7 protein-coding genes are annotated in these 12,296 nt (G+C 72.5%); 3 read left to right on the forward strand and 4 right to left on the reverse strand.

Annotation, left to right across the window (positions count from 1 at the left end):
- Nucleotides 1–7 precede the first annotated feature (7 nt).
- Nucleotides 8–733, reverse strand: coding sequence for a GntR family transcriptional regulator (locus Q8X39_RS00240; protein ID WP_305747621.1), 726 nt, complete (start codon nucleotides 731–733; stop codon nucleotides 8–10).
- A 199-nt stretch (nucleotides 734–932) separates the two neighbouring features.
- Here Q8X39_RS00240 and Q8X39_RS00245 point away from each other — a divergent pair, with 199 nt between their 5' ends.
- The gene (locus Q8X39_RS00245; RefSeq protein ID WP_305747622.1) at nucleotides 933–2,438 is read left to right on the forward strand and encodes an FGGY-family carbohydrate kinase; all 1,506 of its coding nucleotides are present in this window, start codon (nucleotides 933–935) and stop codon (nucleotides 2,436–2,438) included.
- A 12-nt stretch (nucleotides 2,439–2,450) separates the two neighbouring features.
- On the opposite strand, the gene katG is transcribed toward Q8X39_RS00245, so the two are convergent.
- On the reverse strand, nucleotides 2,451–4,652 hold the full coding sequence (gene katG, locus Q8X39_RS00250) for a catalase/peroxidase HPI (protein ID WP_305747623.1): 2,202 nt from the start codon (nucleotides 4,650–4,652) through the stop codon (nucleotides 2,451–2,453).
- A gap of 476 nt (nucleotides 4,653–5,128) precedes the next feature.
- On the opposite strand from katG, the gene Q8X39_RS00255 reads away from it, so the two are divergent.
- Nucleotides 5,129–7,498: a P-loop NTPase fold protein gene (locus Q8X39_RS00255; RefSeq protein WP_305747624.1), complete on the forward strand. Its 2,370-nt coding sequence runs from the start codon at nucleotides 5,129–5,131 to the stop codon at nucleotides 7,496–7,498.
- An 80-nt stretch (nucleotides 7,499–7,578) separates the two neighbouring features.
- Nucleotides 7,579–10,827: a bifunctional diguanylate cyclase/phosphodiesterase gene (locus Q8X39_RS00260; RefSeq protein ID WP_305747625.1), complete on the forward strand. Its 3,249-nt coding sequence runs from the start codon at nucleotides 7,579–7,581 to the stop codon at nucleotides 10,825–10,827.
- Here the strand turns inward: Q8X39_RS00260 and Q8X39_RS00265 are convergent.
- The gene (locus Q8X39_RS00265) at nucleotides 10,808–11,326 is read right to left on the reverse strand and encodes a dihydrofolate reductase (RefSeq protein WP_305747626.1); all 519 of its coding nucleotides are present in this window, start codon (nucleotides 11,324–11,326) and stop codon (nucleotides 10,808–10,810) included. The genes Q8X39_RS00260 and Q8X39_RS00265 overlap by 20 nt on opposite strands.
- 25 nt (nucleotides 11,327–11,351) lie before the next feature.
- Nucleotides 11,352–12,188: a thymidylate synthase gene (locus tag Q8X39_RS00270; protein WP_407067951.1), complete on the reverse strand. Its 837-nt coding sequence runs from the start codon at nucleotides 12,186–12,188 to the stop codon at nucleotides 11,352–11,354.
- Nucleotides 12,189–12,296 lie beyond the last annotated feature (108 nt).

A 12,296-nucleotide genomic window follows, 5' to 3' on the forward strand; every position in this document is an offset into this window, starting at 1 on the left:
GGCATCCTCAGGTGATCGAGACGGTGTAGTGGAAGGCGTGGGCATCGCCTCGGGTGGTGCGCCATTCGACGCAGCGACCGGCCAGGTCGTAGGCCTGGCGCTGCACGCGGGCACAGGGGTGGCCGGCCGGCAGCTGCAGCGCCCGTGCCTGGGCGGCGCCCAGGTTGCCGAAGCCGATCGTGTCGACGGCCCGGTGCACGTGGACGCCGCAGCGTTCGGCATAGAGCGGGTAGAGCAGGTCGCCCCAGGCGGCGGCGTCGCCGTCGGCCAGCGCCTGGAAGGCCGGCAGCGGCAACCAGATCTCTTCCAGCAGGGCGGGCTGCCCGCCCACCGAGCGCAGTCGCTTCAGCCGCAGCGCGGGCTCACCCGGTCCGCACGCCAGCGCGCGGGCCACCTCGGCCGGCGCGGCGAGCACGTCGCGGGCCAGGATGCGCGAGCGCGGCGCCTCCCGCTCGTCCGCGCCGAAGCGGAAGAAGCGCAGCATCGGCGCGCCGCTCAGACCCTGCCGGACAAAGGTGCCGCGGCCGTGGACCCGTTCGAGCAGCCCCTGTTCGGCCAGCAGGTCCAGCGCCCGCCGCATGGTGCCGAGCGCCACGCCATGTTCGGCGGCCAGCGTCTGTTCGGCCGGGATCGCGCTGCCGGGCGGCCATTCGCCGGCGACGATGCGCGCCCGCATGGCCGATGCCAGCGCGGCATACCGGCTCTGGCCGGGTTCGGTGTCGACGAGTCGCATCCTCTAAACCTATGGTCCTCTAGAGGACTGGAGTTTGAAGGACGACGGATGCGACGTCAAGCCAGGGGACGCCCAAGGCCAACATGCCGCCGACATGCCGCCGTCCACCGCGACCGGGACAACCGGGTCAGGGCCTGATGTCGCGGCCGTGGATCGCATGTCACGATGGCTGTTCCACCGTGGACGCGAGGACATCCCCATGACCGACCTCCTGCTCGGCATCGACATCGGCACCTACAGCAGCAAGGCCACGCTGACCGATCCGGGCGGCCGCATCCTGCGCACGCGCGCGGTGCCGCACGGCCTGTCGCAGCCGGCGCCCGGCCAGGTCGAGCAGGACGCCGACGCGGTCTGGTGGCAGGACCTCTGCCGGCTCTGCCACGCCATGCTGGACGACGGCGAGTTCCAGGCCGACGCCATCCGCGGCGTCGCCGTCAGCGCCATCGGGCCCTGCCTGCTGCCGCTGGACGAGGCCGGCCGGCCGCTGCGGCCGGGCATCCTCTACGGCGTCGACGTGCGGGCCAGCGCCGAGGTCGACGAGCTGCAACGGCGATGGGGCGACGCGACCCTGCTGGCGCACAGCCGCATGGCCTTCACCAGCCAGGCGATCGGGCCCAAGGTGCTGTGGCTGCAGCGTCACGAGCCCGAGGTCTGGGCGGCCACCCGCACCCTGGCCACCGCCAGCAGCTACCTGGTCTTGCGCCTGACCGGCGAGCACCGCATCGACCGCCACACCGCCAGCCACTGGATGCCGATGTGGGATGCCGCGCAGGAGCGCTGGGCCACGGAAGGCCCCGCCGTCGAGCTGCTGCAGGGCCGTCGCCTGCCCGGGCCCGGCTGGTGCGCCGAGCGGGCCGGCGAGGTCACGCCCGAGGCCGCCGCCTGGACCGGCCTGCGCGCCGGCACGCCGGTGGCCGTGGGTGCCGTCGATGCGCTGAGCGAGGCCATCAGCGTGGGCGTCACCGAACCCGGCGACCTGATGCTGATGTACGGCAGCACCACGTTCTTCGTGCTGGTGCAGGACCGCCCGACGCCGGATGCGCGGGTCTGGACCGTCTCGGGCGCGACGCCCAGCCGCTGCAACCTGGCCGCCGGCATGGCCACCACCGGCAGCCTGACGCGCTGGTTCTGCGACGAGTTCGTGCGCGAGCAGGGCGATGTCGAGGCCGCCTACGCCGCCATGTTCGGGGCCGCCGCCGCCATCGCACCGGGGGCCGACGGCCTGCTGGTGCTGCCCTACTTCAGCGGCGAGCGCACGCCGATCAACGACCCGCATGCCCGTGGCGTCATCGCCGGCCTGAGCCTCGCCCACAGCCGGGCGCATGTCTTCCGCGCCGTGCTGGAGAGCGTCGCCTTCGGCATCCGCCACAACCTTGAGACGCTGGAGGACATCGGCGCGCCGGTGCGCCGCGTGGTCGCGGTCGGCGGCGGAGCGTCGCATGGCGGCCTGTGGCTGCAGATCGTCAGCGACATCACCGGCCGCACCCAGGTGCTGCCCGAGGTGACGATCGGCGCCTGCTACGGCGACGCCTTCCTCGCCGGCCGCGCCGCCGGCCTGCTGGCCGAGTCCGACCTCGCCGGCTGGGTCCGCCCCGGCCGCGAGATCGTCCCGGACCCCGCCATCACCGCCCGGCTGACGCCGAGGTTCGCGCAGTACAAGGCCCTGTACGAGGTGACGAAGGGCGTCGTGGCGGGGCTGAGGTGAGCCGGGCCTGGTTCACCTCAGGTCAAACCGGTCCAGCTCCATCACCTTGGTCCACGCCGCCGCGAAGTCGCGCACGAACTTGGCTTCGTTGTCGCGCTGGGCGTAGACCTCGGAGATCGCGCGCAGCTGCGAGTTGGAGCCGAAGGCCAGGTCGACGCGGGTGGCCGTCCAGACCGGCTGGCCGGTGCGGCGGTCGCGGCCGATGTAGGCGTTGTCGCCGCTGGGCTGCCATTCGGTGGCCATGTCGACCAGGTGGACGAAGAAGTCCGGCGTCAGCTGGCCCGGCCGGCGGGTGAAGACGCCTTCGCGCGCACCGCCCACGTTGGCGCCGAGCACGCGCAGGCCGCCGACCAGCACGGTCATCTCGGGCGAGCTGAGGGTCAGCAGCTGGGCCCGGTCGACCAGCATGGCCTCGGGCGAGAGGCTGAAGGCCGCGCGGCGCCAGTTGCGGAAGCCATCGGCCTGCGGCTCCAGCACCGCGAAGGACGCGGCATCGGTCTGCTCGGCGCTGGCGTCGGTGCGGCCGGGGCGGAACGGCAGCTCGACCGCATGGCCGGCGGCCTTCGCGGCGGCCTCGACGCCGGCGTTGCCGGCCAGCACGATCAGGTCGGCCAGGGACACCTGCTTGCCGCCGGTCTGCGCGGCGTTGAAGGTCTCGCGGATGCCGTCCAGCGTGGCCAGCACGCGTGCCAGCTGCTCGGGCTGGTTGACGGCCCAGTCCTTCTGCGGCGCGAGCCGGATGCGTGCGCCGTTGGCACCGCCGCGCTTGTCGCTGCCGCGGAAGGTCGAGGCCGAGGCCCAGGCGGTCGACACCAGCTCGGCGACGCCCAGGCCGGCGGCCAGCACGCGGGCCTTGAGCGCGGCCGCGTCGGCGGCATCGATCAGCGGGTGGTCGACGGGCGGTACCGGGTCCTGCCAGATCAGGTCCTCGGCCGGCACCTCGGGGCCGAGGTAGCGCACCTTCGGGCCCATGTCGCGGTGGGTCAGCTTGAACCAGGCGCGGGCGTAGGCGTCGGCGAACGCGTCCGGATTCGCCAGGAAGTGGCGCGAGATCTTCTCGTAGGCCGGGTCGAAGCGCAGCGACAGGTCGGCGGTCGTCATCATCGGCCGGTGGCGGCGGCTGGGGTCGTGGGCGTCGCGGATCATGTCCTCGTCGGCGACGTCCCTGGCCTGCCACTGGTGCGCGCCGGCCGGGCTCTTGACGAGTTCCCACTCGTACTTGAACAGCACCTTGAAGTAGCCCATGTCCCAGGTCGTCGGGTTGGGCTTCCAGGCGCCCTCGATGCCGCTGGTCGTGGTGTCCGCACCCTTGCCGCTGCCGTGGCTGTTGATCCAGCCCAGGCCCATGGCCTCGACCGGCGCGGCCTCGGGTTCGGGGCCGACCCGCTTCGGGTCACCGGCGCCGTGGGCCTTGCCGAAGGTGTGGCCGCCGGCGATCAGCGCGACGGTCTCGACGTCGTCCATCGCCATGCGGGCGAAGGTCTCGCGCACGTCGCGGCCGGAGGCCACCGGGTCGGGCTTGCCGTCCGGGCCTTCGGGGTTCACGTAGATCAGGCCCATCTGGACGGCGGCGAGCGGGTTCTCCAGCTCGCGGTCGCCGCGGTAGCGGCTGCCGGGCTGGTCGCTGGTGGCGAGCCACTGCTGCTCGGCGCCCCAGTAGACGTCTTCCTCGGGCGCCCAGACGTCGACCCGGCCGCCGCCGAAGCCGAAGGTCTTGAAGCCCATGGTCTCCATCGCGACGTTGCCGGCCAGGATCATCAGGTCGGCCCAGGACAGCGCGTTGCCGTACTTCTGCTTGATCGGCCAGAGCAGGCGGCGGGCCTTGTCCAGGTTGCCGTTGTCGGGCCAGCTGTTGAGCGGCGCGAAGCGCTGGTTGCCGCTGCCGGCGCCGCCGCGGCCGTCGGCCGTGCGGTAGGTGCCGGCGCTGTGCCAGGCCATGCGGATGAACAGGCCGCCGTAGTGGCCCCAGTCGGCCGGCCACCAGTCCTGGCTGTCGGTCATCAGCGCGGCCAGGTCCCGCTTGAGCGCGGCATGGTCGAGCTTCGCGTAGGCGGCGGCGTAGTCGAAGCCGGCATCCATCGGGCTGGACGCGGGCGTGTGCTGGTGGAGGATGGCCAGGTTCAGCTGGTTCGGCCACCAGCTGGCGTTCGAGCGGGCCGCATGGGTCGTGCGGGCGCCGGCGGCGTGGAAGGGGCATTGCGCGGGACTGCTCATGGTCTGCTCCGGGGTTGGCTGGACAGGAAAGGTCATAGTCTTGAGGAATTGATCGTCCCGGTCGAATAGGTTTTACATATCCTTGCGATGACCGGTCGCCATGTCCATTGAAGCGATTCTTTCCAGACCCGTCGGTGCGGTGCACAAGCTCACGCGCACCACCCTTGTCGCGACGCCGGCATGTGCCGCGATGCCCCGACCGGCGCTAGCGTGCGAGGGTCTCCCGGAAGAGGACCCGCATGTCCGACGCGCCATCCCGTCCGCCGCCTCCGGCCCCTCCGGCCCCTGCCGCGAGGCCGCCGTCGCCTGCGCCAGCGAGGCGGCCAGTGAAGAAGGCGGCGGTGAAGGCCCAGCGACCGGAAACAGCCGAGCCGATGTCGCCCCTGTCGCCCTTGTCGCCCCCGCCGCCCCTGTCGTCGGTGGCCGAGGCCCGCGTCGATTTCGGTGCCTCGACCTTGAAGCCTCCCCCGCCCGAGATGGCCCCGCCTGCGGAACTGCCGGCCGGCATCTCCCTGGTCCGCCCGCACAACGACGATCCCTGGCGCGACGCCCTGAGCGACCAGCTCGACGTCGAGGCCGATGCCCGTGCCTTCGCGCGGCTGGCGGCGGCGCGGGACTTCGAGCCGCCGCTGGCGGTCGGCATCTTCGGCGCCTGGGGCTCGGGCAAGTCCTTCTTCATGCGCCTGATCCACGACCACGTCGCCCGGCTGGACCGGGGCGTGCCCACGCGCGAGGCGCCGGAGGCCGATCCGGCGCGCTTCTTCCAGGGCCAGATCGTCCAGATCCGATTCAACGCCTGGCACTACGCCGAGACGCACCTGTGGGCCAGCCTGGTCGACCACATCTTCACGACGCTGGATGGCGCGGCCGCTGATCCGCCCCAGCCGGGGCGGCCGGGGCGGCCGGCCGCGTCCTTGCTGTCGCGGCTGTCGACCGCGCGCGAGCTGACGCTCGAAGCCGCCCGCGAGCTGGTCGCGCGGCGGCGTGAACAGGCCCAGGCGCGCGACGCGCTGGCCGCCGCCGAGGCCCGCCTGCAGGCGCTGCTGCCAGGCGTCGGCACGGCCCCGTCGACCTATGCCGAGGCCTTCAGGTCCGCGATCGGCGGCCAGGGCGGTCCGGCCGACGAGGTGCAGGCCGCCTGGACCCGGCTGGAGACGGCCGCGAAGGGTGCCGGCCTGGCCGACCTGGTCGGTTCGGCGCGGCAGTCTTCGGCGGTGTTCGGCGAGCTGGTCGACCAGTCGCGGCGCGGCCGCCTGCTGCTGCGCGGGCTGCTGGTCCAGCTGGGCAGCCCGCGGCGGGTGCTGCTGCTGCTGGCGCTGGTGCTGGCCGCGCCGGTGCTCGTCCACGTCCTGCTGGACCAGGCCACGCGCTGGATGAAGGTGCCGTCGCTGGGCGAGGGCGTCACGGCGGTCACGACCGCCCTGGGCGTGCTGGCGGCGGCGGCGAACCGGCTGCTGGCACCGATCCGGGCGGCCTTCGACCAGATCGACCAGGCCCATGCGGCCATCGATGCGTCGATCCGCCGCCAGCAGCACGGCATCGAGCAGCAGCGCGCGCAAGGCCAGGCCGATCTGGACCGCGCCGGGGCCGGCGTCGATGCGGCGCGGGCCCATCTGGCGACGTCGACCGAGCGGCTGGCCGACGCGGTGGCCGACTTCCGCGGCGACACGCCGGCCGGCCGCCTGATCCGCTTCGTGCGGGCCCGCGCGACCGATGGCGACTACGCCCGCCACCTCGGCCTGATCGCCACCATCCGCAAGGACTTCGAGCGCCTGTCGGCCGAGTTGCAGGGGGTGCGGGAGGTGGGGACCGGCAATGACGGCAATGACGGCAATGACGGCAATGACGGCAATGACGGCAATGACGGCGGCCTGCGCCACGACGCCGCGCTGGAGCGCCTGCTGGCCGACCATGCCGACGTGCTGACCGACGAGGACCGGGCCGCCTTCGAGGTGCTGCGGCAACCGGTCGACGCGGTGGCGGTGCCGTTCCGGCGCGTGATCCTCTACATCGACGACCTGGACCGCTGCCCGCTCGACAAGGTCGTGGAGGTGCTGCAGGCGGTCCACATGCTGCTGGCCTTCCGGCTGTTCGTGGTCTTCGTCGCGGTCGACGTGCGCTGGGTCGAACAGGCCCTGCAGCGGCAGTACGCCGGTGCGCTGGGCGGGCCGGGCGCACCGTCCGGCGCAGGCGATGCCGGCGCGGCGTCCGCACCGAGGCCCGGCGGCGCGCGTCCGGCCGACTACCTCGAGAAGGTGTTCCAGATTCCTTGCTGGCTGCCGCCGATGGCGCCGGACGCCGGCCTGCGCTACCTGCGCAGCATCCTGCCCGGCCCGGGCGCGTCCGACGTCGCACCCGGCCAGCCCGACGTTCCCGGACCGACCGACCCGGTGCAGGCGGTCGCCGCCGCCGACGTCACGCTGAGCCCGGCGGAGACCGCCGCGCTGGAAACCTTCCTGCCCTGGACCGGCGGCTCGCCGCGCAAGGTGCTGCGCTACGTCAACGTCTTCCGGCTCATCAAGGCCGGCGGCTGGCTGACGCGCGCGGGCGTCGATGCCGAGTTGCAGGCGCGGGCCGTGGCGCTGAACCTGGCGCTGTCGATCTCGCGGCCGGAACAGGTCGATGCCTGGCTGGCGGCGACCGGCGGCAGTTCCAGGGTCAGCCTGCGTGACCTGCGCCAGAACATGATCGCGCTGGACGAGTCGGCATCGGCCGGCCGCGACTTCTACCTGTCGGCGCTGACGGCGTACTTCTCCGACCGCGGGGAGGCGCAGGACCACGGGCCGGCCTGGCAGGCCCTGCGCGACGCCGCACCCATCGCGCGCCGGCATTCCTTCGCAGGCTGATCGATGTCGCGCCGCAGGTCCGGAAGTTGCGCGGCTGGCCGGATGCACCTCGCCCACCCGAAGCCAGGACACGCCTGCCGATGCTGACCCTGCTGGCCCGACTCGTCGGCCGCCTGACGGTCGGTCGCAAGCTCATGCTGATCTACCTGCTCGACCTGAGCTCGGTGTTCTACGTGGCCGGCTTCCTGATCAACGAGAAGTACCTCGCGATCGACTTCGCGCGCAAGGAACTGGTCGGCAGCGCCTACGTCGCGGTGGTGGCCGACGCGCTGGTCGACGTGGCCGGCGCGGCCCCGCCGGCGCAGCTGGCCCTGCACCTGGCTCGGCTGGAGGCGGCGTCCGCCCGCCACGACGCGACGATGCGCAGCACCGATGCGGCCGGCCTGTTCGGTGCGGCGCTGCGCAGCCGGGCCGAGCCGGAGCTGCTGCCTGGCGTGCCGCCGCCGACCGCAGGGCAGACGCTCGAACTGGGGCGTGACCTGCTGACCCGGCTGGGCAACCAGTCCAACCTGATCCTCGACCCGGACCTCGACAGCTACTACACGATGTCGATCGTGGTGCTGCGCATGCCGGAGCTGCTCGACGTGGTGCACGGCATCGTCGAGCGCCCTTCGATGGGGCGTGGTGCGGACCTGTTGAGCACCTACCTGGTGCTGGAAGGCCGGCTCGATGCCGTCCGCAAGGGACTGCGCACCGATCACGACGAGGCCTACGCGGCCGGCACGGCCCAGCTGGTCGGCGAGCTGCGGCCGGTCCATTTGGCGCTGGAGGGACGCATCGAGGCATTCCGGGTCCAGGCCCGGGCCTGGGTCGACGCCGGCATGACCGACACCGGCCGGCCGGCCATGCTGGCCTCGCGCGACGCGCTGCTGGCCGCGCTGGACCAGGCCTGGCAGAACGACCTGGCGGCGCTCGACGGCCTGCTGCAGCGGCGCATCGACGCGCTGTTCGGCCGCATGTGGCTGCACCTGGGCACCGCGCTGTTCCTGCTGCTGTGCATCTTCGGCCTGGTCAGCTTCGTGGCCGGCCAGATCGCCCGACCGCTGCGCCGCCTGTCCGACCTGGCCGACACGGTGCGGCACACCGGCGACCTGGACGTGCGCGTCAAGTGGCACAGCCGCGACGAGATCGGCCGGCTGATCGACGCCTTCCACGACATGCTCGGCCAGCTCGACGGCGAGCGCGAGCGCCAGAAGGAGATGGCCGCCCGCGAGCGCGCCGCCGAAGCCCAGCGCAGCCTGCTGGAGACCCTGCCGGTGGCCCTGCTGGTCACGGCGGTGCCGGGCCACGAGGTGCTGCATGCGAACACGCCGGCGCGGGCCTGGATCGGCGACGGCGACGACGATCCCTGGGCCCGCTGCCTCGATGCCGGCGTGCGCGCACGCTTCTTCCAGGGCCTGCACGACAGGGATGCGGTCGACGAGTTCGAGGTCCACTGGCGCGCCCCGCACGACACCGCCTGGGCGGTGCTGTCGGCCCGCCGCATGACCTTCCAGGGCCGCGACGCGGTGCTGACCGCGCTCGCGCCGATCAACCACCTCAAGCAGCTGGAGCAGCGGCTGGAGCTGTGGGCCAAGGTCTTCGAGACCTCGGGCGAGGGCATCTTCATCGTCGACGCCGAGCGCCAGCGCCTGCTGACCGCCAACCGGGCGCTGACCCACGGCACCGGCCATGACCTGATCGACCTGATCGGCAGCGACCCGGCCGAGCTGTTCTGCGGCGAGCAGGCCGCCCGCACCTGGCAAGGCGTCGCCCGCGTGCTGCGCCAGCGCGGCAGCTGGCAGGGCGAGGTCCGCATCGGCCGGCGTGGCGGCGGCGACTTCCCGGCCTGGCTGCTGGCCAGCACGGTGCGCGACCGGGCCGGCGACGTGTCGCACTGGGTCTGCACCACCATCGACATCACCGACCGCAAGGAAAGCGAGCGCCGCATCCGCTTCCTGGCCGAGCATGACGTGCTGACCGAGCTGCCCAACCGCGCGCTGTGCCGCGAGCGGCTGCGCCTGGCGATCCAGCAGGCCGGCCGCACGGGGCAGAAGGTCGGCGTGCTGTTCATCGACCTGGACCGCTTCAAGAACATCAACGACTCGCTCGGCCACCACATGGGCGACGGCCTGCTGCGCTCGGTCGCGCAGCGCCTGACCGAGGCGGTGCGCGCCGGCGACACCGTCAGCCGGCTGGGCGGCGACGAGTTCGTCGTGGTGCTCAACGGCGTGGCCGACGTCGACGAACTGGGCCATGTGGTCGAGCACCGCCTGATCCCGCTGGTGCGGCGCCCGCATGCGGTCCAGGGCGCGGAGCTCCACGTCTCCTGCAGCGTCGGCGTGTCGGTCTTCCCGGACGACGGCAACGACCTCGACGAGCTGATGCGCCTGGCCGACGTGGCCATGTACCAGGCCAAGGCCGAAGGCCGCGACGGGGCGCACTTCTACACGCCCGAGCTGAACCAGCGCGCCCAGCAGCGCCTGCAGATCGAGACCCAGCTGCGCCACGCCGTCGCGGCCGGCGAACTGAGCCTGCACTACCAGCCGCGCATGGCGGTCGACGGCGTCGGCGTGATGGGCATGGAGGCGCTGCTGCGCTGGCACAGCGCGGTGCTCGGCCCGGTCGGGCCGGACCGCTTCGTGCCCATCGCCGAGGAGACCGGCCTGATCGTGGAGATCGGCAACTGGGTGATCGACACGGCCTGTGCCCAGATCGCCCAGTGGCGCGCGGCCGGCGTGCCGGGCATGGCCACCGAGCCGGGCCGGGAAGGCGCCCAGCCGCTGACGGTGTCGGTCAACCTGTCGGCGGTGCAGCTGAGTGCGCCCGACCTGCTCGAACGCCTGGCCGAGGCGCTGCGCCAGCACGCGATCCCGCCGGGCCAGCTGGAGATCGAGATCACCGAATCGACGCTGATGGACCATGCCGAGGTCCACCTGCGCACGCTGCACGCGATCCGCCAGCTCGGCATCCGGCTGGCGATCGACGACTTCGGCACCGGCTATTCGAGCCTCAACTACCTCAACCGCTTCCCGATCGACCTGCTCAAGATCGACCGCAGCTTCGTGCGCGACATGCTCGACGACCCGCGCGACCTGGCCATCGTCAAGGCCATCATTGGCCTGGGCCACACGCTGGACCTGCGCGTGGTGGCCGAGGGCGTCGAACGCGAGCTGGAGGCGCAGGCCCTGCGCGCGGCCGGCTGCGACGAGCTGCAGGGCTACCACTACGCCCGCCCGATGCCGGCACCCGCGCTGGCGGACTGGCTGGTCGGGCGGACCGCGCTGACCGCGTGTACCGCGCGGACCGACCGCCAGCCCGCCGAGCCACTCAGCGCAGCGAGTGCCTGAGCCGGCGCAGGCTCACGAAGGCATAGCCGAAGTCGTTGGGCGGACCGGCGTGGTGCGCCTCGCGCGAGGACTCGACCCAGTCGGCCTCGTCGCGCGGCGGGAAATGCACGTCGCCGTCGAAGTCGCGGTCGACCTCGGTGAGTTCGAGCCGGTCGGCCCGGTCGATCGTGGCGGCATAGAGCTGCGCGCCGCCGATCACGAAGAGCCGCTCGACATCGCCGGCCACCGCCAGCGCCTGGTCCAGCGTGGTCACGGCGCTGGCGCCCTCGGCCCGCCAGTGCGGGTCCCGCGTCAGCACGATGTTGTGGCGACCGGGCAGCGGCCGGAAGCGTGCCGGCAGCGAATCCCAGGTCTTGCGGCCCATCAGCACCGGCTGGCCCATCGTCAGGCGGCGGAAATGGGCCAGGTCCTCGGGCAGGTGCCAGAGCAGCTGGTTGTCGGCGCCGATCGTGCCGTTGCGGGCAACGGCGGCGATCAGCACGAGTTCGGGGCGATGCATCGCGGTCGGTCCGGTGCTCGGCCGATCAGACCGCCACCGGGGCCTTGATGGCCGGGTGGTGCAGGTAGTCGCGCACCTCGAAGTCGTCGAAGGCGTAGTCGAAGATCGACCCGGGCCGGCGCCGGATGTGCAGCGTCGGATAGGGGTGGGGCGTGCGCGCGAGCTGGGTCTCGACCTGCTCGACGTGGTTGTCGTAGATGTGGCAATCGCCGCCGGTCCAGATGAAGTCGCCGACGTCCAGGTCGCACTGCTGCGCCAGCATGTGGGTCAGCAGCGCGTAGCTGGCGATGTTGAAGGGCACGCCCAGGAAGATGTCGGCCGAGCGCTGGTAGAGCTGGCAGCTGAGCCGGCCGCGCCCGCCCGGCTCGGTGGCCGGCGCGACGTAGAACTGGAAGAAGGCGTGGCAGGGCATCAGCGCCATCTTCGGCAGGTCGGCCACGTTCCAGGCGCTGACGATGATGCGGCGCGAGTCCGGGTTGCTGCGCAGGGTCTGGACGACCTCGGCGATCTGGTCGATCGAGCCGCCATCGGTGGTCGGCCAGCTGCGCCACTGCACGCCGTAGACGGGGCCCAGGTCGCCATCGTCGGCCGCCCACTCGTCCCAGATCGTGCAGTCGCGGTCCTGCAGCCACTTCACGTTGCGCTCGCCACGCAGGAACCACAGCAGTTCCAGGATGATCGATTTCAGGTGGACCTTCTTGGTCGTCACCAGCGGAAAGCCTTCGGTGAGATCGAAGCGCATCTGGTGCCCGAACACGCTGCGCGTGCCGGTGCCGGTGCGGTCACCCTTGGCCACGCCGTGGTCGCGCACATGGCGCATGAAGTCTTCGTACTGGCTGCGGACGGGGCGCGTGGCGTGCATGGGGGCGTGCATGGGGCGGACGTCCGGGCGGACGCGTGGCGGCGGGGCTGAAGCGGCCGGATTCTAGGGTTGGGCGTCGGGCGAGGGCAGGGCCCTGCCCGACGCGGC

The sequence above is a fragment of the Leptothrix discophora genome, assembly GCF_030705305.1.
Taxonomy (GTDB): Bacteria; Pseudomonadota; Gammaproteobacteria; order Burkholderiales; family Burkholderiaceae_C; genus Sphaerotilus; species Sphaerotilus discophorus.

Coding starts and splice junctions, on each gene's coding strand:
- Q8X39_RS00240 (WP_305747621.1), bottom strand. CDS start 733: ATGCGACTCGTCGACACCGAACCCGGCCAGAGCCGGTATGCCGCGCTG.
- Q8X39_RS00245 (WP_305747622.1), top strand. CDS start 933: ATGACCGACCTCCTGCTCGGCATCGACATCGGCACCTACAGCAGCAAG.
- katG (WP_305747623.1), bottom strand. CDS start 4,652: ATGAGCAGTCCCGCGCAATGCCCCTTCCACGCCGCCGGCGCCCGCACG.
- Q8X39_RS00255 (WP_305747624.1), top strand. CDS start 5,129: ATGGCCCCGCCTGCGGAACTGCCGGCCGGCATCTCCCTGGTCCGCCCG.
- Q8X39_RS00260 (WP_305747625.1), top strand. CDS start 7,579: ATGCTGACCCTGCTGGCCCGACTCGTCGGCCGCCTGACGGTCGGTCGC.
- Q8X39_RS00265 (WP_305747626.1), bottom strand. CDS start 11,326: ATGCATCGCCCCGAACTCGTGCTGATCGCCGCCGTTGCCCGCAACGGC.
- Q8X39_RS00270 (WP_407067951.1), bottom strand. CDS start 12,188: ATGCACGCCACGCGCCCCGTCCGCAGCCAGTACGAAGACTTCATGCGC.